The following is a 23,946-nucleotide window of genomic DNA, read 5'->3' on the forward strand; positions in this document are numbered from 1 at the left end:
AGGTGCCAGCGGGAGAAGTCACCCCGGTATGTGCGGGCCAGGGTGCCCGCGCCCAGGCCGCCCAAGGGCGCCCCCTGGAAGGAGCTATCGTCGATGATGGGATAAGCGGTACGGGCCCGCGGTGGCCGTTCCACGGGCAGACCAATGGGCCGCTGCCACGCGGCTTTCGGGATTTCTGCCAGGAACGAGGACACAGACGTCACCTGAGCACGTTGTGTGTCGGCCATGGGATAACCTCTTGTGGAAGGGTTTGGCGTCACCGGTATCTTCACCAGGGTCACCGAAGGCCCCGGCAAGGTAAGAGTCATGCCCGGCGTGTAGTCCAGGGGCTCAAGGGGCTCCACCGCGTGGGTGTGGTCCAGCCACACCACAGTCAGGGGACCACTAACCGTTCCGCCCACCAGAGTCAGAGGCACCGTAATATGACGGTCCATTCGTCCCATCCGCCAATTAGGCTACCGCGTGCAGAGCAACCCCAGCCTAACATCCAAGCTCAGCCGCCCCGCGAAGCGACCGAGTGGAGCGGTCGGCTGAAAGCGCGTGTTGGGCGGCGCTCTCACGGAGCAGTGAGAGCAATCTTTTTGAGGACGTGCCCTTGGGCCCGCACCATTGCTGGCCCCGGAAACGCGGACCCCCTGCCCGCCCTGGCCCGCTTCAGCGATCCGGGGAGGAGGACAGCGTGGGAGGAGGACGGGTGCAGCGGACGATCCGTCGCACCCGGCGTTCGAATTCCCGGCGCGGCAGCAACACCCGGCGGCCGCAGGTCAGGCAACGGATCCCGATATCCGCTCCCACCCGGACGACCTGCCACTCCGTCCCTCCGCATGGATGGGGCTTGCGGAGCTGCACCACATCATCCAGATGGATCTCCAGCGGCATGACCCCTCTCCTCCATGGGACGCCATCCGTTCAACCATTCCTGCAACCGTTGCAAAGTCTCCTGGGTATCCCGGAAATGGATCCCGTAAAGGCCCAGCGCGCGGGCAGCCTGCACATTTTCCGGCAGATCGTCCACGAAAGCCGCGGCTTCAGGTGGGACCCTCAGGCGCTCCAGAGCCAGAAGGTAGATGCGGGGGTCCGGCTTAAGAAGTCCGACCTCGGCGGAGATCACCACCTCATCGAAGAGGTCCAGCAGGCCCAGGCGCCTTAGGACCTCCCGCAATCCAGACCAGGCGTTGCTGATCAGGCCCAGGGCGACCTGGCCTTTCCACTGACGCAGCGCTTCGACCAGGGGCACATTCAGGCGATCTCCGGCAAAGAATCGCTGACGCACCTGCTGGATCCTCTCCGGGGATCGGATCCCCAGCCGTTCCCCCATCGCTTGCCAGAACTCCGGCTCCGAGAGCTCCCCCCGCTGGGCTCGCAGGGAGAGATCGCTGGCGAAGATCAGCTGCTCCAGATCCTCCACGGCCAGCCCGAACTCCCGGGCCAGCGCCTCCCGGGGGGAAGGATCCTCGCTGCGCACCAGCACGCCTCCGAAGTCTACGATCACCGCACGATGCATCCGGGATGTGCCTCCATGGGAAGACTTCCGACGGCGGATATACGCCCGATGAGGATCGCGCGCCTTTCCCCTCCCGTTGAATGGACAGCGCGGGTTGGCGGTGGAGGGCGCAAAACTCAGCATACTCCGTCTCGTCGGGAAACGGCAACCAGGTTTCCAGCTAACGGAGCTGCCCGCTGCGCCATCGATCCAGCGCCAGCAACCCGATCGCGCCCAGCAGGAGAAGGAACTCGAGGATCCGCAATGGAGGAAGCGGAAGTGCTGGAGCCGGCGGCGGGACTTCCCCAGCCCCGGGCCGACGCTCGGCCGCCGCCTCCGTCGGAGTTGGCTGGGGAACGATCAAACCAAACATCGGCGCTGGGGAGGGAGTGAACGTATGATCTTTCAGCACCCGCAGGGCCTGTCGCTCCGCCTCGGTCGCTGGGGCGCCAGCCGGCGCCATCGCCGGTTGGGGCCCTACGGGCCCCCGCGACAGGACGAGATCCAGACTCAGAACCAGGATCAGCGCCGCGACCATCGCCCACGCTGCTCGCCGGAGCCCGCCGGCCCCATGGGACGCAGAGACGACTTGCTCCGGCCGGATCACAAAGGAACGGGGCGCTCGCACGGGCGGCAGCGCCCGGATCGCCTGAACCGTCCAGCGGAGGGTCTCCCACGAGCGGGCACATGTTTCACATCCGCGCAGATGCACTTCCACCCGCGCCCGGTCCTCGGGTTCCAGGCGGTCATCCAGATACAGGGAAAGCCGATCTTGAACCCACTGATGTTCGTCCACTTTCGGCCGGAAGAATGGCATGCTGAATCACGTTGAGAATTGAGATCTCTTAAGCGGCGAGGAGGCGTCTTCGACGCCCCAACCCGCCCGAAAGTCCCCCCCCGGCCTCCTGACCAGAAAGGCGGAATCACTGCCGACCCTCTAAGAGGGACGTATCGTCCCGGGGAAAAGTTCCCGGTGGGCCAGCAGGAAATCCCGAACCCGCGCGCGGGCCCGGCTCAGGCGGGACTTGATCGTTCCCAGCGGCACCCGGAGGATCTCCGCAATCTCCTCGTAGGAATACCCTTCAATATCCGCAAGCACCAGGACCATCCGTTGATCTTCCGGAAGGCTCTGGATGGCACGATGGATCCAGTCGGCCAGCTCCTGGCGCTCCGCATAAAATTCCGGCCCCTCCACCGGGGGAAGGAGCATCTCCGCTTCTGGCCCCTGATCCACCACGAACAGCGCCTCCAGGGAGACCTGAGGCCGGCGACGACGGCGGCGCAACTCATCGTAACACGCGTTGGTAACGATGCGGGTGAGCCACGCCAGAAAAGAGCCGCCGCGGAACCCCCGGATCCCCCGGAAAGCGGCGATCAGCGCCTCCTGCATCGCATCGGCCGCCGAATCGTGATCGCCCATGATGCGATAGGCGATGTGATAGAGGCGATCCTGATAGCGGCGGATCAGCTCATTGAACGCTTCCAGGTCGCCGGACCGGGCCGCCTCGATCAGGCGCAGCTCATCAGGAGGTGGGGCAGGCGGGCTCATGGGTCAATCGACGAACCGATACTTGATCAGGGACCACAAGGCCTTGAGGCCATCGCGGATGGGGCGGATCTTCTTCCCCTCCTTGAACTCCCGCCCATAATAGGAAATCGGCACCTCAAAGATCCGATAGCCCCGCTTGAGGATCTTGGCCGTGATCTCCGGCTCGAATTCAAACCCCCGGGCGTGCAGCGGGATGCCCCGCACGACCTCCGCCCGGAACACCTTGTAGCCGGTCTCCATGTCGCTCAGGATCGCGTCGTAAAGCAGGTTGGTGACCAGGGTCAGGAACTTGTTGCCGATCATATGCCAGAAGAGCATGGCTTTGCGAGGGCCTAGGAAGCGGGATCCATAAACAACCGAGGCCCGCCCCTCCAGGATGGGACGGATCAGGCGCGGATAATCCCGCGGATCGTATTCCAGATCAGCGTCCTGGATCAGAAGGATGTCTCCAGTAGCGTGGGCGATGCCGGTGCGCACCGCCGCCCCTTTCCCCATATTCCGCTCGTGATAGATCACCCGGATGTCTCCGTTCCGGGCTTCTTCCTCCAGAATCTCCCGCGTTCCATCCGTGGAGCCGTCATCCACCACGATGATCTCATCCGCCAGGCCGACCGCCCGCACCTGTCTGAGGATCTCCCGGATCGTGGCCCGCTCGTTATATACTGGGATGATGACGGAAAGCCGCATGGCCGGTTTGCTCCTTCGGGTTTCGTTACGAGCACCCCTCAGAGAAAGAACAAGAGAGCCAACCTATCCTTTCCTTCGAATCCGAGCCCAACCATGCGAGTCTTATTATATCCGGGGTGGAAGGGCTTTCGATGTCCGGGCGTGTAGCTTCCCGGAAAGCTTCCAGATCAGGAGGAGACCTTTGCGGCTGGCGCTGATCACCGGCGAGTATCCACCCCTTCCCGGAGGCGTCGGCGATTACACCCGAGAACTGGCCCGAGCCATGCAGGCCCGGGGCCATGCCGTGGCGGTGTGGACCGATCGCCGAGGGGAGGGGGAAGACGCCTCCCCCTTCCCCGTCTTCCGGGTCGTTCGACGCTGGGATGCCCGGGCCTGGTTCACGTTGGGGCGCTCGCTGCGCGCCTGGCAGCCAGACGGCGTCCTGCTCCAGTATCAGGCGGCGGCCTATGGGCTGGGCGGGGCGATGAACCTCTGGCCGGCGATCGCGCGGCTCTGGCTGGGGGAGACCCCCCTCGTGGTCACTTTCCATGATCTGCGTGTCCCCTATCTCTTCCCGAAAGCCGGCCCGCTACGCACGTGGAGCATCCGCTTCCTGGCCCGCCGGGCGGATGGGGTGATCGTCACCAACCACGAGGATGAAGCGGCCCTGCGAGCCGCCGGGATCCGCTCCCTCTGGCGCATTCCCATCGGAAGCAACATCCCACCCCTATCCGATCCCCCACCCCCGCGAACCGCCCGGACGCGCCTGGGGCTCCCGGAGGATCTCCCTCTGGTGGGCTTTTTCGGCTTCCTGCATCCATCAAAGGGTTTCGATATTTTGCTGGAGGCCATCGCCATGCTTACGCGAGAAGGGATGGCCATCGGCCTGGTGCACATCGGCGCGACAGTGGCGCCCAGCGACCCTTCCCAGCGGGATTACGCGGCCTGGTGCCATCGACGGATTCGCGAGCTGGGGCTGGAGGGGTACGTCTGGGAGACCGGCTACCGATCACCCGGGGAGATCTCCCTCGCCTTCGCAGCGGTGGATCTCTGCGCATTGCCGTATCGTGATGGGGTTTCCTTCCGGCGGGGAACGCTGATGGCCGCTCTGGCCCACGGGCGGGCCGTGATCAGCACATTCCCTCGCGTCCCGATCCCGGAGCTCCAGATCGGAGATCCGATCCTTTTGATCCCTCCAGAAGATCCCGGAGCGCTGGCCCACGCCATCCGGCGTGCCCTGGAGGATCCCGCGTTGCGCCTTCGGCTGGAGCGCGGCGCGCGGACGCTGGCGGAGCAGTTCGCCTGGGAACGAATTGCCGCTGAGGTGGAAAGGGTCTTTCAATCCCTGAGCGTGAAGTCGCCGGGATGAAACGAGGGAGATGGATGGCCCTATCTCTGATCCTGATCGGGCTGGCGTTCGGCCTGCGGGTTTACCGGCTGGACGCCGCCAGCCTGTGGTATGATGAGGCCTTCAGCATCGATCTGGCCCGTCATCAGATCTGGCAACCCATGGAGGCCCATCCCCCCCTTTTCTATCTAACGCTCCGGCTCTGGATGGCCCTCGCTGGATCCTCCGCGTTCGCTGTCCGCTTCTCCTCCGTAATAGCCGGAACGCTGACGGTCGTGATGTTCGCCGCCACCGCCATGCGCATCGGGCGTTCGCCAGTGGCCCGGATCACCGCGCTGGGCCTGGCCGCCACCCTTCCGTTTTGGATCTGGGAATCCCGGGAGGCGCGGATGTATGCGGCGCTGGGGTTCTGGACCGCGGTGGCCCTTTACGGGATGGCCCGGGGCTCCATGCGCCTGACTCTGTTCGCCGCCCTGGCCGGGACCTACACGCACTATGCCATGCTCTGGATGATCCCGGGAATCCTACTCCTCGGGCTCCAATGGGGATCCGCTTGGATCCCCCGAGCGGTGGCCCTTCTCCTGGGAGCGATCCCCGGCGCGGTCCACGCGCTGTGGGTGGGGCGGACGCAAGGGGCGTTCTGGCCAGGAACCCTCGATCTGGGGCGGATCCTGACGGTCCTCGGGCAGGCCCAGGGTCTGCAGGCCCGGATGGCCGGATTCGTGCCCCCGGATGGATTCCCGTGGACCCCCGGCCTGATCGCGGGCGCAGGCATCGCCGGGATCGGGCTCATCCGCGGGCTTCGCGGGCGAGCGGCGCGTTCCATATTTCTGGCCCTCGGCCTCTTCCCTCTAACCGTGGGCCTGGGCCTTCTGTATGGAAGCCCCAAGTTCCACCCCCACTACTTCATCGGCGCCGCCATCGGGTTCTGGCTGCCCGTGGCACTGGGCTGGGCCGATGGGTTTCAGCGCGCGCGGGGCGCTCTCCCGCCCGCCCTGGCGGCATGGGGACTCTTCGTCCTGCCAGCCTTGAGTTGGACCCTGGGCCATCCGGACCAGGTCAAAGACGACTGGCGAAGCGCGGTTCGGACGGTGGAGGCCCGTAAGGGGTCCCAGGAAGCGGTGGTGCTGACCAGCGGATTCGCCCTCCCGGCCTATCAAGTTTACGCCGCCACGACCCAGCCGATCCCATTGCCGGCGATCCCGGTGGCCGATGTGCGGTATGTGCTGGATTATGAAGCGGTGGCGTCGGTTCTGAACCCGGCGCTGGCGGGAACGCGCGGGGCCTGGCTGGTGCAGTGGGGCGACGAGATCAACGATCCGGCCCAGGTCACCGCTGCCGCCCTCGATTGGATCGGCGATGAGATCGAGACCTTCTCCTTTGCCGGCGGGATCCGGGTCCGGCATTTCATATGGGGGGAATTTCGCCCGCTGCCTAAGGACCCCCGGGCCCTTTTCGGCCATCCGGGCCAGCCGATTGGCCCCCACCTGATCTGGCTGGGGTATGGCCTTCCGGGAGGAACGCTGCCGGCGGATCGCCCCCTTTTCGTGATCGCCGGATGGCAGACCACAGGGCCCCTTCCCCCTGGACTCCGGGCCTCCCTCCGCCTGGAACAGGAAAACGGCACGCTGTGGGGGCAATGGGATGGCGCCTTGGGGGGGGAGACATGGGACACCGCCCGATGGCCGTGGCCACGGGTTGTTCTCACGCGATATGCTGTCGAGGCCCAGGCCGGCACTCCGCCGGGCCGCTATCGGCCCCGCCTGGTGGTGTATCAGGGCGATCGGGTATGGCTGGCCGCGCAGCTAAATCCGGTGGACCTCTCTCCTCCGAAGAGGCCGTATACGGATCCCCGATGGGAAGGCCCCCCGCGAGGGCAATGGCCTGGTCTGGCGCTCACCCATGTGGACCTCGAGGGAGAACCTCGGGCGTGCCAACCCCTCACCCTGGCACTGTGGTGGCGAGTGGAAGGATATCCGGCCTCGAACCGGGTGAGCCTCCGCATCGGAGAGATGACCATCACGGAACCATGGAACCCCGCCCAGCCCGACCGGTCCTGGGGTCCCGGGGAACGATGGCGTGGGCGCTATCGTATCCAGATGCCGTGCACGCCCGGCCGTTATGCACTGGAGGTCGCGCTAGGGGGAGGGGAGGACCTCCCGTTGCCATGGCAATCGGTGACCACCGTGGAAGTCAAACCGTGAAGGCAACCCGTATCCTGAAGGCGTAACCGGACGAAGCCCGACCAGCTCATTCAAGCTTCATCCCCCGATCTGGCTCATCACCCGGGCCATGGGGATCACCCCCTCGGGAAGGCCATGGCCCCACGGCTTGCGCCAGATGGCGGACCGGATCCGCGCTTTCAGCTCCTCATCGCTCGCGCCGCCGCGCAACGGTTCCCGCAGATCCACCTCATCATCCCTCAGCAGACACAGGCGAAGACGCCCCTCCGCCGTGAGACGGACCCGATTGCACTGGGCGCAGAAGGGCTCGCTGACCGGGCTGATGAACCCTACCGATCCCACCGCGCCCCGAATTCGATACACCCGTGCCTCGCCGTCCAGACGGCCATCGTTGACCGGCTCCAGGGGACCGAATTCCCCTTCCAGGATCCGGATCATCTCCGCCGTGGGGACCACCACCTGCTGGGCGAAGGGGGCGACGTCAGCGAAAGGCATCACTTCGATGAAACGGACCTGCCAGGGACGAGTGAGCGTCAGGGCGGCGAGAGCCACCAGGTCCTGATCGTTATAGCCCCGCACCACCACGGCGTTCAGCTTGATAGGGGTGAGCCCAGCGGCCTCCGCAGCAAGAATGCCCTCCCAGACCTCCTCCAGCCGGCCCCATCGGGTGATCCGTCGGAACTTCTCCGGGTCCAGGGTATCCAGGCTGACGTTCACCCGCTTCAGGCCTGCCCGGGCCAAGGGCTCCGCGAGGGCCTTCAGACGCAGGCCATTGGTGGTCATGGAAATCTCCCGGATCCCGGGGAGAGCCGCCATCCGGGCAACCAGCTCCACAAGGTTCGGGCGAACCGTCGGTTCGCCACCGGTCAGGCGGATCTTGTCGAAACCCAGTTCAGCGAAGAGGCGGGTTAGTCGGATCAGTTCCTCATCCGTGAGGAGCTCCTCGCGGGGGAGAAAGACCATCTTCTCCGGCATACAGTAAACACAGCGGAGATTGCAGCGATCGGTCAAGGAGATCCGCAGGTATCGGATATGCCGCCCGAATTGATCGAACACCATTCAGCCCCCCCTCCGCCAGGGTCCAGGGATAGCTCTGGACCCACGATGCCGAAACACCTTAAGGCTATTTTACATCAACGACCCTGAGCACATCCAGAATCGGATGCTCTCCTCGGAGCGAGGCCGCTCGGATCCCACAGGGGAGCCCGTCGCGCTTCCCCATGTTCTTCCTCCAGGAGGCGCAGGGGACACTCTCCATGGCCGGCTCCAGCTCAGCAGGAAACCTGCTGTCGGACAGCCCCCTGAGGATAAGCGACCTCCACCCGATCCCGGGAAGCGAAAGCCAGATACTGATAGAGAGTTCCCACCCCATAGAACACAGCTGTAGCGAGGAGCATCGAATCCAGCCCATATTGTTGCTGCAGGAAACCCGAGAGCACCGCCCCGACCATCCATCCCGCTTCCCAAGTCAGGTTCAGGATCCCGCTCACCGCGGCCCGTCCGCTCGCGGGGACCTGCTCCATACAGAACTCAATATAAAGAGGAGAAGCCATGTTCATCAATGCTCCCCGTAATACCATGGCCACCGCGGCCAGGGCCGCCTGATCCGTAAGGGCCATGCCGACCAGGAACCCGATGGATAGCCCCTGGGTCAGCGCGACCGTGGCGATCCGGCCGATCCATCGGGCAATCCGCGGGGCAAGGAGCGTAGCCAACCCGGTGAACGCCGAGGTCAACGCGAATAAAACACCCAGCATGGAATCATCCAGTTGATAACGCTCATGGAAGTAAACATTCAGAAAAGGAATGCTCAGCGCCGCGCCGATCCCCAGCATCAGATTTGGGAAAGCCATCGCCGGAACCCCCAGGGCCCGTTTGGGCCATCCCATCGTTGGATTCCCCGGCGACCGGCGCGGAGCTTCCCGGATCCCAAGAAGCGGAAGGACAGCCATGAAGTCCAGAAGGGCGGTGAAAAGGATCGGTCCGGCGTAGATCGTGGGACCCAGGGGCGTGAAGGCCCGGAACAGATCCGGCAGCATGCTGCCGATCCCCTCGCCCACGAAGCCGGCCCAGAACAGGACAGCGGAGGCAAGGGCGAACAACCGGGCGCGCTCCGCTCCGGATGCATTTTCGGCCAGAAACGGCGCGTAGGCGATGAAGAACAGGTTGTATCCGGCCCCGATGAGGCCGATCCCTACGCCGACCCACACCGGGGAGATCCCCAGACCAACCCCTACGGTCCCAATCGCCATCATTAGGCTCCCCAGAATCAGCATCGGCCGGCGGCCGATGCGATCCGTCCACCATCCGGCTGGCAGGCCGATCCCCAGGGCGATGGCGGAAGGCAGGGCGTTCAACGCCCCCATGAGCCCCCGGGGATATCCCAGATCCAGCAGGTGCAGATTCAACCAGAGCCCATAAATGGCGCTGCTCAGCCCATGCAGCGCCATGGCGATGAGGAAGAGCCGGACATTCCGCGTGTAACGGGATCGTTGTAACGTCCGCATCCCGCTCCTCCCTTCGAAGAGACAGGTATGGAAAAGGTGTGGCGCGGACCACCCCCGGAGAGAACGACGAGGTCCCACCGAATAGGGAGCAAGCAGGGCGCTCCTCATCCAGGGCGCGGCAGGGGAGGCCGTGTTCCCAGACGCAGCCTTCTAACCGGCTATCCGACGGGGCCAGTGTCCAATCTTATGGGGCCTCTGTAAGAACTGCATAAGTGGGATCCTTATCCCGCATCATGACAAAGAAGCAACGGCTCGGGTATAATATTCTTCATAGAAGTTGACTGCCTTCAGCGGTCTCCTCCCCCCTATCCTTTCTCTCCTCCTTTTCACGCCCACGGAACTGGGGCAGGAACCCTTCCTCTCTTGTCGGAATCCGGGCCAGCCCGCCTCATGAACTCCTGACCGGACCAAGCAACTGTCCGGCGCACAGGGGAGAGTTGCGTTATCATGGACAGGAACTCTGCTCGGAGGAAAGGAGCGTGATCACGGCCCTGAATATCGCTCAGATCCTGCTGGCGATCGCCTTGATCGCTATCATCCTGCTTCAGGCCGGATCCTCCCAGTTAGGAGGGGTCTTTGGATTGGGCGATGTGGGAGTGCCCCGCAAGCGCCGGGGGCTGGAGCGCACGGTCTTTAACCTCACGATCTTCCTGGCCGTTCTCTTCCTGGCCCTGGCGGTAGCCAATGTGATCGTGACCGGGACTCCCGTGGGTTAAGGTCTTTTCATGGGTCTCCCCCCCAAGGGCAAAGGTTGAGGAACGGGGCTAGCGGTGGAGGAGCTCGTTCCCATCTCTTAGTCACTTCAGATCTAAGAGAGTCCGGTATGGCTTCGCGTCCCCGATATCCAACCCTGGCGCGTGGGCTATATTTCCCGCTGGTCCTTATATTGTTCATGGCGCTGAGCCTGGGGGCGTTGATGGCCTCCCTGGCCATCCGGGCGCGCATCGAAACGGTCCCGGCGCGCGGAGGGCGTTATGTGGAGGCGATAGTGGGCCCCATCACCACCCTGAACCCGCTTCAGATTCAACCTGGGGATCCAGAAGCCGACATCGTCCGCCTCATCTTCAACAGCTTGGTGCGACTGAACGCGCAGGGATTGCCAGAAGGGGATCTCGCTCAGCGCTGGGAGGTCTCCGAGGACGGGCAGCGCTATACGTTCTATCTGCGCCCCAATGTCCGCTGGCATGATGGAGCCCCGCTGACCGCAGAGGATGTTCTGTTCACTGTGCGCCTGCTGCAATCGACGGATCTCCCAGGGCCTCCCGAGCGCGCGCGTCTGTGGCAATCTATCGAAGTGATCCCACTGAACAGCCTGACCGTGCAATTCCGGCTGCCGGAGCCCCTGGCGCTCTTCCCGGATCTTCTGACTTTTGGGATCTTGCCTGCCCATGTTCTGCGCGATGTGCCACCCATCCAGATCCCAACGCACCCGTTCAACTTGAACCCCATCGGGACCGGACCCTATCGGGTGATCTCCGTGCATGTAGAGGAAGGCCGGATCCAGCGAGTGATCCTTTCCGCCAGCTCTTTCTACTTCCGCGGCCCGCCCCTGCTGGAACAGGTGGAGTTCCGGATTTTCCCGGACACTCGCACAGCGCTCCAAGCCTATCGAGCCGGGGAAGTTCAGGGCGTCGCCCGCATCGCCCCCTCCGACTGGGATCAAATCCGCACCCTGCCTTCCCTGAATCTATACTCAGCGATCCTCTCGAGCTACCACACGATCCTGTTGAATCATGCCTCCCCTCTGTTCCGGGAGCGGGAGGTGCGGGAAGCCCTCTGGCTGGCCCTGGATCGCCAGCGCCTGATCGATCAGTTCCTGGCCGGCCAGGGGGTGGTGGCCAGCAGCCCTATCCCCCCTGGCAACTGGGCCTTTCATCCCCAGCTTCCGCCAGTTCCCTACGACCCGGGGAAAGCACGGGCGCTGCTGGAAGCGCGGGGTTGGGTGATCCCGGCAGGGGGCACAGTGCGACAAAAAGAGAACCTCACGTTGCGTTTCCGTCTCGCAGCGAGCGCGGACGGCTTTCATGACCTCATCGCCCAGGAGATCGCCCGACAGTGGCAGGCGATCGGGATCGCCGTCGATGTGGATCCCATCCCGGGAGATCTGGTGGGGCAGATCCTGGCCCCCCATCGCTTCGACGCCGCGCTGGTCGAGCTCATGGTCCCGGGAGACCCCGATCCCTATCCGTTCTGGCATGAAACCCAGGTGGATGTCGGACAGAATTATGGCGGGTTCCGGGATCGGGACATCAGCGAGGTGATCGAAGAGGCCCGCCGGACGCCGGATATCGCCCGCCGCCGGGAACTTTACTGGCGCTTCCAGGAGCTGTTCCAGGAAAAAGTCCCCGCCATCCTGCTTTTCTATCCGGTTTACACCTTCGCCGCGGATGAGCGGATCTCGGGGATCCAGATGGGGGCGCTGCTCAATTCGCCGGCCGATCGCTTCGATGGCATCATTGAATGGTATACATTAGTCCGCCGTCGGATTACTGTGCGATAGGAGGGAATCCCTTCTCCCCCAAATGGGAACGTGATCATGCCATTGGGCTCGGATCCGAAAGGCAAGCCCGGGCAGGCTGGATCTCCCCGGGGGCACGGCGATCGCTGGACCCGATAGGAGGCACAGGCTCGATGGAGTTTCTGAATCGCCATTCATTTCTGGTAGCCGGCGGTCTGACCCTGCTGGGCCTAGGCGCCTTTTTATGGCTCCGACGCGCCGGATGGGTTGGGTGGGGATTTTGGGCCCTTATCCTGATGGCCATGGCCGTCTTCTGGCTCGCCATGCGGACCCGCCCTACCCCGCACCTCGCCTCGGAGGCAGAGATTGAGGCAGCCCTTCGGTCGGGGCGACCGGTGCTGGTTTATTGGTTTTCCAACTATTGACTGGGCTGTCTCTCCCTTCACCCTGCCGTGCGCAGGATTGAGCAGGATTGGCGTCAAGGGCAGGTGCTCTATGTGGAGGCCCTCAGCCCAGCGGGGCGATCCTTCGGGAGGACCTATGGATTGCGGTTTACGCCATCCTTTGCGCTGTTCGATGGGCAGGGACGGATGATCCGCACCTGGACAGGGGTCGCGGAGGCTCCAACGTCGGCGGCGCTGGAGGAAAGCCTGAAAGGATCACCCTGAGGGGGGCTGCCTGGAAGCTCCTCTCCCCCTCCCCCGGTTATGCCTCCCGATGGGGAGGGAGCAAAGACCATCCCCGTCGCCCCAACCAACGAGCCAGCTCGGTAGCCACCAGCCAAGCGCTGGCCTCAAAGAAAGCATAGGTCCGGCGCACGGAATCCGGGGGAGCGGCTTCCAGATCGGCATTCTCCGCTACCCAGACGACGCGCTCCATCTCCTCAATCCGCTCCAACACCTCCCCCGGCGTGCCCGGCACCGGGATGTCGGCATAGCTCGGACGACGCTGGTGGGGAAAAGTCACCGCGTAATCCGGCAAGCGAGGCAGGATCCCCATCGCCAAGTAGGCATGATGGAAAAAGAAAATCTGATCGCCTGGACGAGCCAGTTCAAAAGCCGGCATAAACCGGAACCCCGCCGCCTCCCATTCCGACCAGTCCACCATGACCCGTTCGACGAGGGCGCGCAACTCGGCCAGCGAGGGAACGGCGGAGGTGCGCAGGGTAAGGATGAAACCTTCCCGGACCTCCGAGAGATGATCGAGGGCATCATGCAGGGTCGCCTGAGCCTTCTCGGGCAAGGGCTCTCCCTGAATCCGGCGGGCGAGGGCCGTCCGGGTCTGCTCCGCCAGTTGTCCCAATGCCTGCAATGCCTGAAGGCCGGCCCGCAGATCCCACAACTGCATCCATCTCACCCCTTTCTCTCAGGTTTCGGGCCCAGGTGCTGCAACCCTATATTATGATCTTAACGCCCCCGCCAGGCTCGTGCCAGAGGCCTACAACCTTTCAGAGCGCTCCGATCCAACCCTCCGGCAACCGCCCCCCACGGTTTGGAAGAGCTCCTGCCCCGACTCTCACTGTCGCCGAAGCGGCTCCTAACGGCCTCTTTCACCCTTCCCAGCCGGCCACCATGGACGATCCGGATCCCCCCTCTCCATTGGGCGGAGCAGAGGAGGCCCCATCCCAGCCTGAGGGGCCCGGCGCGGCTTAGTCCAGGGGATGTGAGAGACCCGCGCGCGAACCGGGCTCCACACCGACACGACGCCAGTGGCGGCGGCGCAGCCACGCCAGGTAGCGCGGGATCAACCTGATGTAGAGGCGATAGAGCGCCGGCCATGGCGTGTAATCCCATGTTCCAATAAACCGCACATATCGCCCCCCGAACCCTCGCTTAAAGCGATACACCCCCCACAGGGGATCGCTCTCGGCTGGCACCGCCGGCGCCCCCCAGAAGTCATACCGCCGGCATCCGACCGACCGCGCCCAGCGGATGGCTTCCCATTGCAACCGGTAGTTGGGCATCTTCTCCCGATGCCGATCCCGCGAGGCCCCATAGAAATACCACGCGGTGGACCCAAAACGATAGATCACCGCCATCGCCACCGGCTCCCCTTCCACCTCTGCCAGCAGCGGGCGCGCATATCCGGCCTCATAAAACATCGTCCACGCCTGCCGATAATACGCCCGAGGGCGGATCACGAAATGGTCTCGCGCAGCCGTCTCCTCATAAAGATCGTAAAGGAGATCGAAAGCCTCGGGGCCTACAGGCCGCACGCGCACCCCTTTTCGCTCCGCCAATCGGATGTTATACCGGGTTTTGGAGTGCATCGCCCGAAGCAATTCCTCCTCACTCGCTGTGAGATCGAGCCACAAACTGGCAGGGAACTGAACAAATTCCGCAGAGGATCGCCATCCCCGGCGCTGGAGCAACGTTTTCAACGGGACCTCCACTGGATCGCAGGGCCCCTCCGCTGCCGGGCCCTCGGCCTCCACTACCTCCGGATCGATCCGGACGAGAATCGCGCGGTGCCGACGCGCTTCCTCTTCCAGATCGCCCAGGACCGCCTCCGCCGCTTCGGTGTCCGAGGGATCCAGCAACGGCCCCCGCGGGAGATAAAAGATCCCCAGGAGGCCCAGACGATCCCGCCGGTAAAGGGCCTGGGCCACCGCCCGAACGCGCCCCCTCTCGTCTTTCCACACCCACCGAAACGGCCGCCAGCCATATCCTGCCTTGAACGTCCCCCACAGCCCCGTCTGGAGGATATGCGGGGCAGGCAACTGGAGGAGCGTCTGGTCCCAAACTTCCGGGTCGTGAATCAGGGAACGGTGGATCATACGAGGCCCAACCTTTTAAGGAAGCGGTAAAGCCAAGGGAAATACACTCGATCGAACGCCCCGACCCAGCGCACCACCCGGCCGCCGAATCCGCGCTTGAAGCGATACACCCCCCACAGCCCATCCCGCCGGGTCGTGAACTGGGCCTCGAGGACCTCGGGATCCTCATCCGGGACCCCCCACAGGTCATACCAGCGGCAACCCCGCGCCCGGGCCCAGCGCATCGCCGCCCACTGGAGGGCATAGGTGGGCATCTTATCCCGGTGGCGATCCCCAGAGGCCCCGTAGAAATACCATGCTCGCTCCCCCCACGCGAAAGCCATCAGAGCAGCCACAGCCTCCTCTTCATAAAACGCCAGCCAGAGGCGAGCAAGGTGAGGAACAAACCGCTCATAGGCGGTCCGATAGTAATCGAACGTGTGGATGGCAAACCGATCCCGTGCCGCTGTCTGTCGCAATAACCGATAAAACAGAGGGAGATCCTCTGGCTGAGCTTCGCGGACCTGCACGCCTTTCCGCTCCGCCAGCCGGATATTGTAACGAGTTTTGGGATGCATCGCCTGGAGAAGCGCCTCCTCTTCGCCCTCCAGGGACACCAGGATCGTCCGTCGGGGCTGGACTGGGGAGGCCGGCCGGAATCCCAGGGCCGTCAGATCCAGCTGGAGCTCCCCCTCGAGGACATCCGGCTCGATCCGCAACCAGAGGGCACGGGTTTCCCGGGCGAGGCGATCCAGCGCAGCCAGGAGCATGCGGAAGATCTCCGGACGCTGCCAATCGCCGACCGGCCCTTTGGGGACATAAAGGATGCAAAAGCAGGGGGGAAGAGGACGGATCAGGACCTGAAGGCCGGCCCGGAACTCCCCCCGTTCGGCCAGCAACAACCGACGGGCTTGCCAGCCGAAATCCGCCTTCAGATCCCCCCACGGAGCGGTCTGGAGCACGTGGGCTTCAGGATGGCGCTCCAGAAAAGCCATCCAGGTCCGGGCATCGACCTCCCAGGCGTCCATCGCTTACCCCAGCGCGAACCGATATCCGAACCCTCGCTCCGTGAGCAGAAAGCGCGGTTGCTCGGGATCCGGTTCGATCCGCCGGCGAAGACGCCAGATGTACCACTTGATATTCTGAGGATCCACGCTGCCGTCGGGCCACACATCCCGGGCGATCTGCTCCGGGGTGAGGGTTTGACCCGCTCGCTCCGCCAGGTAACAGAGGAGACGATGCTCCGTTTCGGTCAGCCAACGCTCTTCCCCATTCAGGATCACCCGAGGATACTGCGGATCAATGAGCAGCGCCCCTTGCCCAAACCGCCAGTAGACCCGCTTCCCGGGCGGCGGGAGACCCACGCGACGCAGGTGCGCTTCAATGCGGGCCAGGAGCTCTTCCATGGCGAAAGGTTTCACCATGTAGTCATCCGCTCCCCGCTTCAATCCCTCCACCCGCTCTTCCACAGCCGTTCGGGCTGTGAGGATCAAAACCGGCACCGTTGAAATCCCACGGATCCGCCGGCAGATCTCCAGCCCATCGATATCCGGAAGCATCAGGTCCAGAATCACCAGGTCTGGTTGACCCTCCTGGAACCGCTGCCAGCCCTCCGTGCCGTTAAAAGCCAGCACAACCTGAAACCCCCGGCGCTCGAGAAAGAGGCGAATTAATTCCGCCAGCTCCACGTCGTCTTCAATGACCAGGATCGTCTCCGCCATTCCAACCTCCCCCGGGCACCCGAGAGATCGATCACCCTCGGCTGGAATCTATGGAAACCTATCCCACCCATCTGGACTTCTTCGGGGCCTCAGACTATGGAAGCAGCCATCAAGGCCAAATCCGAGAAAACGAAGAGCCCTCCTCCCCACGATTCTTTGGACATGCATCGAGCCGGTACCTACCGCCCGAGGCGGCCAGCCCCGCTTCCGGAAGCAGCTCACCGTCCAACCGGACATGCTCTATCCTCAGTATCGCACCAAACCGGAGGTTTGAGCAAGGTTGACCTAGGGGGCGCGCTGCGAACGACGGCTGGACCTCCCCCGCTTTCTATACGACTCCAACCTATGGGGCGAACCCGCCTCGGGCGGACAGATCGATCGCCAGAGACAGGACGCTGAGCTGCTTTCAGATCTCCGGGGTCTCTTTACCCAGGCGACATCCACCCGGTGCACCATCTCAGGGACGCCAGCCACGGGGGGATGCCGGCGGTGAGCGGCGTGGTTGTCGAGGCCCGGGTGGCCCTCAAGGGGGTGCTGAACGACGAGGAACATGTGGCTGAGGTCGTGGCCCTGCGAGATGTGGCGGGGTGCGAGCATCGCTTGCGGATGCTCGCACCATCGCTGTGGGTAGGGAATGGCTCCCGTCTTCCCCCTTACGCCTCCTCCGCCTCATCGAGAAGGCCAGGCATCGGCCAGATCACCATCCGATTGGCCTCCACATCGATCTCCCGGACGACATCCCGGATGGCCGGGATGAGGACCTCCCCGAAGGGCCCCAGAACGACATACACATCGTTAGCCCGCGTGTAGAGGATCTCTTTCACACGCCCCAGATATACCCCTTCCGTAGTGTAAACCTCCATGTCTAGGATCTCGTGCTCATAGAACTCCCCCGGGGGGAGCGGGACGGCCTCCTCCCGCTCGATCAGGACCAGACGCCCCCGCAGGGCCTCTGCCGCCTCGCGGGTCTCACAGCCGGGCAGCCGCATCAGGACCATTCCCCGGTAATAACGAAAACGAACGCCTTCATAGGGGATGGCTTCCTCACCGATGTAAACCCGCTTCAGCCGTTTGAGCTGTTCCGGGAAATCGGTGAGGATCTCCAGCTTCATCTCCCCCCGGACCCCCCATGGACGGGCGATCCGGGCCACGGCCAGGAAACGAGGGGGCGGCTTCCGCATCGCGCGGGTTCTCCATCGCTTGCTCAATCCAGGGGCTCAATTCGCAGATCCACCTTTCGATGAGGCGGGGCGGCGGCCCGCATCACCCGCCGGATCGCCTCCGCCAGATGCCCATCCCGGCCAATTAGACGTCCCATCTCCGCCTGGGGGACCTTCATGAAATATTTCACCACCGGCCCCCGGCGGACCTCCTTGATCTGAACCAAGGAGGGATCGTCCAGCAAGGCGTGGGCGATGAACTCCAAGAAGGCCCGCATTGCTGGCCCCCTCATCGGGTGGAAGTGCGCGTGCCCGCCTGAAGGGTTGTGGCCTCCGCCAGAAGGGCCTCCAGCGGCTCGCCGGCCTTCAGGCGCTCAAAGCGGGCCAGGGTACCCGTTTTACGGAACAGGATCTGCACCGCCTCTGTAGGCTGGGCGCCCACCCGTAGCCAGTGGAGCGCACGAGCCTCGTTGACCACGATGGTCTCTGGCTCCGTGCGCGGGTTGTAATGTCCGATGATTTCAATGAACTTCCCATCCCGCGGCGCCCGCGAATCGGCCACGACAATCCGATAGGTCGGTTCATGCTTTTTGCCCATGCGTTGCAAACGGATCCGAACCATTCTCACCTCGCCGGTTGAGTTTAAGGGGTAGGGCTCAGGAAATGGGCTGGGCTCTTCCCTTGCCATTCTGGGACAGCAGGAGGCCCCTTACCGGAAGAAGGGGAATGGGAAGCCGCCCCGGCCAGATTTCATCTGCTTCATCAAGCGTTGCAGCTGGCGGAACTCGTTGAGCAGCTGATTGACCTCCTGCACCGTGGTGCCGCTCCCACGGGCAATGCGGCGCTTGCGGCTGGCGTTGATAATCTCTGGGTTACAGCGTTCCTCCGGCGTCATCGAGTTGATGATGGCCTCGATCCGCTTGAACTGGCGATCTGCCTCCTCCGGGGAGACCATGCGGGCGAGCTGCTGATAGCCCGGCAGCAATTCCAGCAGCTGCGAGAGTGGGCCCATTTTCCGCATCATCCGCAGCTGCTCCCGGAAATCCTCCAGGGTGAATTCGGCCCGTGTGAGCTTGCGAGCCATTTCCGCCGCCTTCTCTGCCTCCACCGCCTCCTGGGCCTTCTCGATCAGGGCCTGCACATCCCCCATGCCCAGGATCCGGGAGGCCATCCGTTCCGGCTGGAATGGCTCCAGCTGGTCCGGCTTCTCCCCCACCCCAAGGAACTTAATGGGCACTCCGGTCACGGCCCGGATGCTGATGGCCGCCCCGCCCCGCGCGTCACCATCCAGTTTGGTCAAGATCAGACCCGTCAGCCCCAGACGCTGATGGAACACCTCAGCCGCTCGCACTGCATCCTGCCCGGTCATGGCATCAACCACCAGCAGGATCTCCTCCGGCCGAATCGCATCCCGAATGGCCTCCAGCTCCCGCATCATTTCGTCATCGATGTGGAGCCGGCCCGCCGTATCCAGGATCACCAGGGTATGCCCCTGCTCCCGAGCGAATCGCAGGCTGTTTTGGGCGATGGTGACCGGGTCCGCCTCCGGCCCTTCCTGGTAAACCGGGATATTCAGCTGCCGCCCCAGCACCTCCAACTGGGTGATTGCCGCCGGCCGGTAAACATCCGCAGCCACCAGGAGCGGGCGCTGCCCGGTTTTGCGCAGGCGCAGGGCCAGTTTGGCGGCCGTGGTGGTCTTCCCGGACCCCTGGAGGCCCACCAGCATCACGATATGGGGGGGCGACCCGGCCAGGCGGATCGACGCCGGGGTCCCCAAGGTTTTCACCAGCTCCTCATAGACGATTTTGATCACCTGTTGCGCGGGAGTGAGGCTCCGGGCGACCTCTGCGCCCACCGCCCGTTCCCGCACCCGCCCCAGGAAGTCCCGAACGACGGTATAATGGACGTCCGCCTCCAGGAGGGCGAGGCGGATCTCCCGGAGGGCGGCATCGACATCCGCCTCCGTCAACACCCCCCGTCGCCCCAGGCGATCGAAGATCCCCTGGAATTTTTGGGACAGCCCCTCAAACATTCCCTTGCTTCCTTCCCCTTGCTCGATGGACGCCGGAAAATTATATCACAATGGGGTAGGCTCTGGAAGGCAGCCTGCGCCGGGTGAAAGCGGCATCCGGGGCTATAGCCTAACTACCCTATGGTGCCGCCCGGATGAAGCCTCGGATCCAGGCGGGGCATGGGATGAGCTGGATAAGCCGGAGGGAGGGGGAGTTGCACGATGTATTTCCCGCAAGGGGAGCGCGCGCGAGTTTCCTTAGGAGGATAGGATGTTTTCTCTTTCGGCGATCTGGATCTTGCTGATCCTGATTGTGATGGCCGGCCTGATGATGAGCGGGGCGCTGCGGCCGGATCTGGCTGCCCTAATCCTGGTTTTGGGGCTGTCCTTCAGCGGGTTGCTTTCCCCTCAAGAGGCCTTCAGCGGGTTCAGTCGCTCCGTCGTCATCGCGCTCATCGCCCTCTTCATTCTCACGGCGGGGCTGAACCGAACGGGGGTTTCTCGCATCCTGGGTGAGCGGCTGAGCCGGTGGGCTGGGAATTCCCCGCAACGACTCGTCGCGGGGATGACCGCGTTGACCGCTCTGCTCTCGATGACGATGAACTCGGTGACGGCCGCCGCCGTGACGATGCCTCTAGCCGTTCAGGCGGCTCGACGGATCGGCCTGGCCCCCTCCCGCATCCTGATCCCGATCGCGTATGGGGCCCTGCTCGGGGGGATGCCCACCCTGTTCACCACCGCCAATCTGCTGATCAGCGGCCTCCTCCGGGAAAGCCAGGGGCGCTTCCTGACCATGCTGGATTTCCTCGCGGTCGGCGGGCTCCCGGCCCTCCTCGGTTTGCTGTGGGTGATCCTGGTCACATGGCGAACCCTGCCGGAACGCTTCCCTGCGGGGCAACTGATGCGCCTTCACCGATTGAACCGGGAACTGGCGGAGATCTACGGCTTGAAGAATGGCCTGGTGGAGCTCATGATCGAACCGGCCTCGCCCTTAGCCGGCGTTTCGCTGGGCGAAAGCGAGCTCGCTTCCCGATATCAGCTGATGGTGGTGGGGATCCGCAGGGGCGGACGGCTGATCCTTTCTCCTACTCGCTCGGAAACGTTCCAGCCCGGGGATGTGCTTCTGGTTGCCGCTGGGCCTCCCGGGGAAGCCAACTTGGAAGAGGCCACGCGGGTCCTCCAGCTTCGCAAGCTCCCTCGTCCGACGGCTCCCGAGATCCTGGAGGCCGGCGAAGCGGGACTGATCGAGATCCTCCTCTCCCCACACACCACTTTGATGGGCAAGACGCTCCGGGAGCTCCGATTCCGAGAGCGATATGGCCTTCAGGTTCTGGCCATCTGGCGGGAAGGACGCCCCATCCGGGCTGGGCTGGCGGAGGAGCGCTTGCGTTTTGGAGATGCCCTGCTGGCCTACGGCCCGTGGGAGCGGATTCGCCTTCTCCAGGACGATCCGGAGTTCATCGTCTTGCAGACCGATGGGGAGCCCATACGGGCCTCCCGCCGGATCCCGGCGATCGGGATCATGCTGGGGGTGATCCTGGCCTCGATCATGACCTCTCGATCGGTAGCCGAATTGACCATGGCTGGGGCGGTGCTGATGATCCTGACCGGTTGCCTGACGATGGAGGAAGCCTACCGGGCTATCGAATGGCCAACAGTGTTCATGGTCGCCGGGCTGCTGCCGCTCTCCACCGCAATCGCTCGGACAGGAGCCGCCCAAGGACTGGGGGAGCTGTTGCTTCAGGGGATCGGCAACACCCCGCCCTGGATGGGCATCCTGGCATTCACTGGGATCGCCGCGGCGTTGACCCAGGTGCTCTCCGCCTCGGTCACCGTCGTCGTTTGGGGTCCGATCGCACTGCGCGCGGCTCCGATTCTGGGGATCCCGCCGCACTGGATGGGGCTGGCGGTGGCTCTGGCGACCTCAGCAGCCTTCCTCACACCGATGGCCCACCCCGCCAACGCCCTGGTGATGGGTGCGGGCGGCTATCGGCCTAAAGATTTCCTTAAAGCAGGGCTCCCCCTCTGGGCCCTCAGCATAGGGGCCATCACATTGTCCACCGTATGGTTCGGGCGATGGCTTCCACAATAATTTAAGGGGCTTCCAGAGGCGTGTAATAGGGTTCGCCCGCGCACGCCCGACACAACACCTGGCCGTTCCGGACCACCTCTCGCCCATCGTTAATCCCCTCACCGCAACGGGCGCAGAAAACCCGCCGAAGGGGATGGCCAGGCAAATCCTCCTGTGGGATCGCCACCCGAACCCATTGGAGGCGGAACAGATCCTCATCGGGCATGATCCGATAGGCGTGGCGCTGGGCAGCAGCTGGGCTCAGACCGGGCGGGGCCAGGTGGAGGGCGGTCTCCCGCGCCTCATCCCGGGCCACGATCCGCACCGCCCGACCAGTCCGGGTGTCCACGAAGGTCGCCGCTGCTTTCCCATAATCGATGTGCTTCAGAGTGCGCCGTCCCAAACGGCATCCCGTCACCGTGGCGATGGCATCCGTCAGGCAACGATCGATCTCCACATAGACGATCAATCGGCGTCGATCCCCGGAATCCTCCGGATTCAATCCCAGCAGCCGGCATCCCAGAAGGGCCATTCGAACACCCAGGATCTGACCGGGGCAGAGATGTCCATGGAAAGTCGCCGCTTCTTCTAGCCACTCTTCCAACGTGCGCATTCCGGACTCCCGAGCGATCGGATCGGGCTCAGGAAGGCTTATCCGGCTTCGTTTCCGATTTCTCCTCTTCCGCGGTCAGGCCCCGACGGAATTCCCGAATGCTCTGCCCGAGCTCCCGGGCCAGATGGGTCAAACGACCAGGCCCGAAGAGCAAAAGGGCGATCAACAAAATGATGACCAACTCAACGGGTCCCAGACGGAACATCCCATTCCTCCACCTGAAGATTCATACGCTTCGATCCTTCCGCCCTGAAGAGTTCGTAAAAGGGCGCAAGGGCAGGGCGCCTTTTTGTGCGGTCAAGGAAGAACAGCCAAGCCACGGGCTCCATGGAACACAACGGACACGGCGGGGCTCCATCTCGGGAAAGCGCCCTGCGACAACCAAACGCTCCTCATTCCGCATACCCTTCGGGGTGAGCCTGCATCCAGCGCCACGCGCTGAGCACGATGTCCCGCAACTTGAATTGAGGGGTCCAGCCCAGGTCCCGGTGAATGGCTTCTGGGGAGGCGACCAGCATCGCCGGATCCCCGGGCCGCCGGGGCGCCTCGACCGCTGGGATCGGATGCCCCGTCACCTCCCGGCATACCTCCAGGACCTCTCGCACCGTGTATCCCACTCCAGTGCCCACATTATAAATCATCACCGGCCGATCTGAGAGGGCCTCCAGGGCCAGAAGATGCGCCCGGGCCAGGTCGGCCACGTGGATATAATCCCGCACGCATGTCCCATCCCGGGTGGGGTAATCCGTCCCATAGATCTCCACGTAGGGCCGACGGCCCATGGCCACGGCCAGGATGTTCGGGATCAGATGGCTCTCCGGCCGATGATCTTCTCCGCGGCTTGCGGTTGCTCCTCCCGCGTTGAAATATCGCAGGGCGGCATAGCGCAGGCCACGGGTGCGATGCAGCCACATCAGGACGCGCTCCACCGTCGCCTTGGTTTCCCCATAAACATTTACGGGCCCGATGGGGGAAGACTCTGTGAGCGGCTCCGGGGCTGGGGCATAGACCGCGGCGGTGGATGAGAACACCACCCGATCTACTCCAGCGGCCAGCAACGATTCCAAAAAAGCGATGGTGTGGGCGACGTTGTTCCGAAGATACTTGAAAGGATCCCGCATGGATTCTCCGGCTTCAATGAAGGCAGCGAAATGCATGGCCGCCTGACAGGGCCACCGGCGAAGAGTCTCCATCACTTGTTCCCTATCACCGATATCGCCCTGCACAAACAGAGCGCCTTCGGGAACCGCAGCGCGGAATCCATGCGAGAGATTATCATAGACCACGACCTCGTAACCGGCTTCCAGCAAGGATTCCGCCACGATACTGCCGATGTATCCAGCGCCGCCCGCCACCAGGACGCGCATGGGAGCGTGGTATCCTCTGATAGATGGAACGATTCCGGGATTCCAGCAGGCTTT

The 23,946-nt window shown here is 63.8% G+C and carries 26 protein-coding genes; 7 read left to right on the forward strand and 19 right to left on the reverse strand.

What is annotated here, in order from left to right; all coding sequences use genetic code 11:
* From ACFMO3_RS03640 to ACFMO3_RS03665, 6 genes are all read right to left on the reverse strand, one after another.
* Positions 1 to 434 (reverse strand): hypothetical protein (locus tag ACFMO3_RS03640; RefSeq protein WP_376789078.1); only part of this gene is annotated, 434 nt, incomplete at its 3' end.
* 220 nt (positions 435 to 654) lie between these two features.
* Positions 655 to 879 carry a DUF951 domain-containing protein gene (locus tag ACFMO3_RS03645; RefSeq protein WP_376789079.1) on the reverse strand — a complete coding sequence of 75 codons (225 nt, stop codon included), beginning with the start codon at positions 877 to 879 and terminating at the stop codon, positions 655 to 657.
* Positions 854 to 1,504: an HAD family hydrolase gene (locus tag ACFMO3_RS03650; RefSeq protein ID WP_376789080.1), complete on the reverse strand. Its 651-nt coding sequence runs from the start codon at positions 1,502 to 1,504 to the stop codon at positions 854 to 856. Before ACFMO3_RS03650 ends, ACFMO3_RS03645 begins: the two co-directional genes overlap by 26 nt.
* A 160-nt stretch (positions 1,505 to 1,664) precedes the next feature.
* Positions 1,665 to 2,300: an anti-sigma factor family protein gene (locus ACFMO3_RS03655; RefSeq protein WP_376789081.1), complete on the reverse strand. Its 636-nt coding sequence runs from the start codon at positions 2,298 to 2,300 to the stop codon at positions 1,665 to 1,667.
* A 120-nt stretch (positions 2,301 to 2,420) separates the two neighbouring features.
* Entirely contained in the window at positions 2,421 to 3,032 is a 612-nt protein-coding gene (locus ACFMO3_RS03660) for an RNA polymerase sigma factor (RefSeq protein ID WP_376789082.1), read from the reverse strand.
* A gap of 3 nt (positions 3,033 to 3,035) precedes the next feature.
* A complete protein-coding gene (locus tag ACFMO3_RS03665) occupies positions 3,036 to 3,719 on the reverse strand; it encodes a glycosyltransferase family 2 protein (RefSeq protein WP_376789083.1) in 684 nt (227 codons plus the stop codon).
* Positions 3,720 to 3,900: 181 nt separating this feature from the next.
* On the opposite strand from ACFMO3_RS03665, the gene ACFMO3_RS03670 reads away from it, so the two are divergent.
* Together ACFMO3_RS03670 and ACFMO3_RS03675 are read left to right on the forward strand one after the other, a co-directional pair.
* Positions 3,901 to 5,067 (forward strand): glycosyltransferase, encoded by a 1,167-nt coding sequence (locus ACFMO3_RS03670; RefSeq protein WP_376789084.1) that lies wholly within the window; start codon positions 3,901 to 3,903, stop codon positions 5,065 to 5,067.
* A gap of 14 nt (positions 5,068 to 5,081) precedes the next feature.
* Positions 5,082 to 7,250 (forward strand): hypothetical protein, encoded by a 2,169-nt coding sequence (locus tag ACFMO3_RS03675; RefSeq protein ID WP_376789085.1) that lies wholly within the window; start codon positions 5,082 to 5,084, stop codon positions 7,248 to 7,250.
* Positions 7,251 to 7,307: 57 nt separating this feature from the next.
* On the opposite strand, the gene moaA is transcribed toward ACFMO3_RS03675, so the two are convergent.
* Together moaA and ACFMO3_RS03685 are read right to left on the reverse strand one after the other, a co-directional pair.
* Entirely contained in the window at positions 7,308 to 8,288 is a 981-nt protein-coding gene (moaA, locus tag ACFMO3_RS03680; protein WP_376789086.1) for a GTP 3',8-cyclase MoaA, read from the reverse strand.
* 212 nt (positions 8,289 to 8,500) lie between these two features.
* Positions 8,501 to 9,736, reverse strand: a complete 1,236-nt coding sequence (locus tag ACFMO3_RS03685; protein WP_376789087.1) for an MFS transporter — start codon at positions 9,734 to 9,736, stop codon at positions 8,501 to 8,503.
* Between the two features lie 479 nt (positions 9,737 to 10,215).
* On the opposite strand from ACFMO3_RS03685, the gene secG reads away from it, so the two are divergent.
* The 4 genes from secG (at position 10,216) to ACFMO3_RS03705 (ending at position 12,862) form a co-directional block, all read left to right on the forward strand.
* On the forward strand, positions 10,216 to 10,452 hold the full coding sequence (gene secG, locus ACFMO3_RS03690) for a preprotein translocase subunit SecG (RefSeq protein ID WP_322801671.1): 237 nt from the start codon (positions 10,216 to 10,218) through the stop codon (positions 10,450 to 10,452).
* Positions 10,453 to 10,559: 107 nt separating this feature from the next.
* A complete protein-coding gene (locus ACFMO3_RS03695; RefSeq protein ID WP_376789088.1) occupies positions 10,560 to 12,236 on the forward strand; it encodes a peptide ABC transporter substrate-binding protein in 1,677 nt (558 codons plus the stop codon).
* A 131-nt stretch (positions 12,237 to 12,367) separates the two neighbouring features.
* The gene (locus ACFMO3_RS03700; protein ID WP_376789089.1) at positions 12,368 to 12,619 is read left to right on the forward strand and encodes a hypothetical protein; all 252 of its coding nucleotides are present in this window, start codon (positions 12,368 to 12,370) and stop codon (positions 12,617 to 12,619) included.
* Positions 12,620 to 12,739: 120 nt separating this feature from the next.
* Complete coding sequence (locus tag ACFMO3_RS03705; RefSeq protein ID WP_376789090.1) at positions 12,740 to 12,862, forward strand: hypothetical protein; 123 nt, start codon at positions 12,740 to 12,742, stop codon at positions 12,860 to 12,862.
* A gap of 37 nt (positions 12,863 to 12,899) precedes the next feature.
* Here the strand turns inward: ACFMO3_RS03705 and ACFMO3_RS03710 are convergent, their stop codons facing one another.
* The 8 genes from ACFMO3_RS03710 to ffh all read right to left on the reverse strand — a co-directional run bounded on the left by ACFMO3_RS03710 (position 12,900) and on the right by ffh (position 19,862).
* Positions 12,900 to 13,541: a hypothetical protein gene (locus ACFMO3_RS03710; protein WP_376789091.1), complete on the reverse strand. Its 642-nt coding sequence runs from the start codon at positions 13,539 to 13,541 to the stop codon at positions 12,900 to 12,902.
* A gap of 301 nt (positions 13,542 to 13,842) precedes the next feature.
* The gene (locus tag ACFMO3_RS03715; protein WP_376789092.1) at positions 13,843 to 14,970 is read right to left on the reverse strand and encodes a lipid II:glycine glycyltransferase FemX; all 1,128 of its coding nucleotides are present in this window, start codon (positions 14,968 to 14,970) and stop codon (positions 13,843 to 13,845) included.
* The gene (locus tag ACFMO3_RS03720; RefSeq protein ID WP_376789093.1) at positions 14,967 to 15,977 is read right to left on the reverse strand and encodes a lipid II:glycine glycyltransferase FemX; all 1,011 of its coding nucleotides are present in this window, start codon (positions 15,975 to 15,977) and stop codon (positions 14,967 to 14,969) included. The genes ACFMO3_RS03715 and ACFMO3_RS03720 overlap by 4 nt, the downstream gene beginning before the upstream one ends.
* 3 nt (positions 15,978 to 15,980) lie before the next feature.
* Positions 15,981 to 16,670, reverse strand: coding sequence for a response regulator transcription factor (locus ACFMO3_RS03725; protein ID WP_376789094.1), 690 nt, complete (start codon positions 16,668 to 16,670; stop codon positions 15,981 to 15,983).
* Positions 16,671 to 17,323: 653 nt separating this feature from the next.
* The gene (gene rimM, locus ACFMO3_RS03730) at positions 17,324 to 17,851 is read right to left on the reverse strand and encodes a ribosome maturation factor RimM (protein WP_322801679.1); all 528 of its coding nucleotides are present in this window, start codon (positions 17,849 to 17,851) and stop codon (positions 17,324 to 17,326) included.
* A gap of 23 nt (positions 17,852 to 17,874) precedes the next feature.
* Positions 17,875 to 18,108 carry a KH domain-containing protein gene (locus ACFMO3_RS03735; RefSeq protein WP_376789095.1) on the reverse strand — a complete coding sequence of 78 codons (234 nt, stop codon included), beginning with the start codon at positions 18,106 to 18,108 and terminating at the stop codon, positions 17,875 to 17,877.
* Positions 18,109 to 18,119: 11 nt separating this feature from the next.
* Entirely contained in the window at positions 18,120 to 18,452 is a 333-nt protein-coding gene (gene rpsP / locus ACFMO3_RS03740; RefSeq protein ID WP_376789096.1) for a 30S ribosomal protein S16, read from the reverse strand.
* A gap of 87 nt (positions 18,453 to 18,539) precedes the next feature.
* Entirely contained in the window at positions 18,540 to 19,862 is a 1,323-nt protein-coding gene (gene ffh / locus ACFMO3_RS03745) for a signal recognition particle protein (protein ID WP_376789097.1), read from the reverse strand.
* Between the two features lie 250 nt (positions 19,863 to 20,112).
* Between ffh and ACFMO3_RS03750 the strand changes: the two genes are divergently transcribed.
* On the forward strand, positions 20,113 to 21,933 hold the full coding sequence (locus ACFMO3_RS03750) for an SLC13 family permease (protein WP_376789098.1): 1,821 nt from the start codon (positions 20,113 to 20,115) through the stop codon (positions 21,931 to 21,933).
* A 1-nt stretch (position 21,934) separates the two neighbouring features.
* Here the strand turns inward: ACFMO3_RS03750 and ACFMO3_RS03755 are convergent, their stop codons facing one another.
* The 3 genes from ACFMO3_RS03755 to galE form a co-directional block, all read right to left on the reverse strand.
* Positions 21,935 to 22,525, reverse strand: coding sequence for an FmdE family protein (locus ACFMO3_RS03755; RefSeq protein WP_376789099.1), 591 nt, complete (start codon positions 22,523 to 22,525; stop codon positions 21,935 to 21,937).
* 28 nt (positions 22,526 to 22,553) lie between these two features.
* Positions 22,554 to 22,730: a twin-arginine translocase TatA/TatE family subunit gene (gene tatA, locus ACFMO3_RS03760; protein WP_376789100.1), complete on the reverse strand. Its 177-nt coding sequence runs from the start codon at positions 22,728 to 22,730 to the stop codon at positions 22,554 to 22,556.
* 187 nt (positions 22,731 to 22,917) lie between these two features.
* Complete coding sequence (gene galE, locus ACFMO3_RS03765) at positions 22,918 to 23,892, reverse strand: UDP-glucose 4-epimerase GalE (protein ID WP_376789101.1); 975 nt, start codon at positions 23,890 to 23,892, stop codon at positions 22,918 to 22,920.
* Positions 23,893 to 23,946 lie beyond the last annotated feature (54 nt).

Origin of the sequence: Thermoflexus sp. (genome assembly GCF_042408815.1) — a bacterium.
Classification (GTDB): Bacteria; Chloroflexota; Anaerolineae; order Thermoflexales; family Thermoflexaceae; genus Thermoflexus.

Excerpts from the sequence above, each read along its gene's own strand:
- ACFMO3_RS03710 (WP_376789091.1), bottom strand. The coding sequence starts at position 13,541 with ATGCAGTTGTGGGATCTGCGGGCCGGCCTTCAGGCATTGCAGGCATTG.
- ACFMO3_RS03750 (WP_376789098.1), top strand. The coding sequence starts at position 20,113 with ATGTTTTCTCTTTCGGCGATCTGGATCTTGCTGATCCTGATTGTGATG.
- galE (WP_376789101.1), bottom strand. The coding sequence starts at position 23,892 with ATGCGCGTCCTGGTGGCGGGCGGCGCTGGATACATCGGCAGTATCGTG.
- moaA (WP_376789086.1), bottom strand. The coding sequence starts at position 8,288 with ATGGTGTTCGATCAATTCGGGCGGCATATCCGATACCTGCGGATCTCC.
- ACFMO3_RS03650 (WP_376789080.1), bottom strand. The coding sequence starts at position 1,504 with ATGCATCGTGCGGTGATCGTAGACTTCGGAGGCGTGCTGGTGCGCAGC.
- ACFMO3_RS03655 (WP_376789081.1), bottom strand. The coding sequence starts at position 2,300 with ATGCCATTCTTCCGGCCGAAAGTGGACGAACATCAGTGGGTTCAAGAT.
- rpsP (WP_376789096.1), bottom strand. The coding sequence starts at position 18,452 with ATGGTTCGGATCCGTTTGCAACGCATGGGCAAAAAGCATGAACCGACC.
- rimM (WP_322801679.1), bottom strand. The coding sequence starts at position 17,851 with ATGCGGAAGCCGCCCCCTCGTTTCCTGGCCGTGGCCCGGATCGCCCGT.
- ffh (WP_376789097.1), bottom strand. The coding sequence starts at position 19,862 with ATGTTTGAGGGGCTGTCCCAAAAATTCCAGGGGATCTTCGATCGCCTG.
- ACFMO3_RS03700 (WP_376789089.1), top strand. The coding sequence starts at position 12,368 with ATGGAGTTTCTGAATCGCCATTCATTTCTGGTAGCCGGCGGTCTGACC.
- tatA (WP_376789100.1), bottom strand. The coding sequence starts at position 22,730 with ATGTTCCGTCTGGGACCCGTTGAGTTGGTCATCATTTTGTTGATCGCC.
- ACFMO3_RS03645 (WP_376789079.1), bottom strand. The coding sequence starts at position 879 with ATGCCGCTGGAGATCCATCTGGATGATGTGGTGCAGCTCCGCAAGCCC.
- ACFMO3_RS03715 (WP_376789092.1), bottom strand. The coding sequence starts at position 14,970 with ATGATCCACCGTTCCCTGATTCACGACCCGGAAGTTTGGGACCAGACG.
- ACFMO3_RS03725 (WP_376789094.1), bottom strand. The coding sequence starts at position 16,670 with ATGGCGGAGACGATCCTGGTCATTGAAGACGACGTGGAGCTGGCGGAA.
- ACFMO3_RS03735 (WP_376789095.1), bottom strand. The coding sequence starts at position 18,108 with ATGCGGGCCTTCTTGGAGTTCATCGCCCACGCCTTGCTGGACGATCCC.
- ACFMO3_RS03665 (WP_376789083.1), bottom strand. The coding sequence starts at position 3,719 with ATGCGGCTTTCCGTCATCATCCCAGTATATAACGAGCGGGCCACGATC.
- ACFMO3_RS03720 (WP_376789093.1), bottom strand. The coding sequence starts at position 15,977 with ATGGACGCCTGGGAGGTCGATGCCCGGACCTGGATGGCTTTTCTGGAG.
- ACFMO3_RS03695 (WP_376789088.1), top strand. The coding sequence starts at position 10,560 with ATGGCTTCGCGTCCCCGATATCCAACCCTGGCGCGTGGGCTATATTTC.
- ACFMO3_RS03755 (WP_376789099.1), bottom strand. The coding sequence starts at position 22,525 with ATGCGCACGTTGGAAGAGTGGCTAGAAGAAGCGGCGACTTTCCATGGA.
- ACFMO3_RS03685 (WP_376789087.1), bottom strand. The coding sequence starts at position 9,736 with ATGCGGACGTTACAACGATCCCGTTACACGCGGAATGTCCGGCTCTTC.
- ACFMO3_RS03660 (WP_376789082.1), bottom strand. The coding sequence starts at position 3,032 with ATGAGCCCGCCTGCCCCACCTCCTGATGAGCTGCGCCTGATCGAGGCG.
- ACFMO3_RS03675 (WP_376789085.1), top strand. The coding sequence starts at position 5,082 with ATGGCCCTATCTCTGATCCTGATCGGGCTGGCGTTCGGCCTGCGGGTT.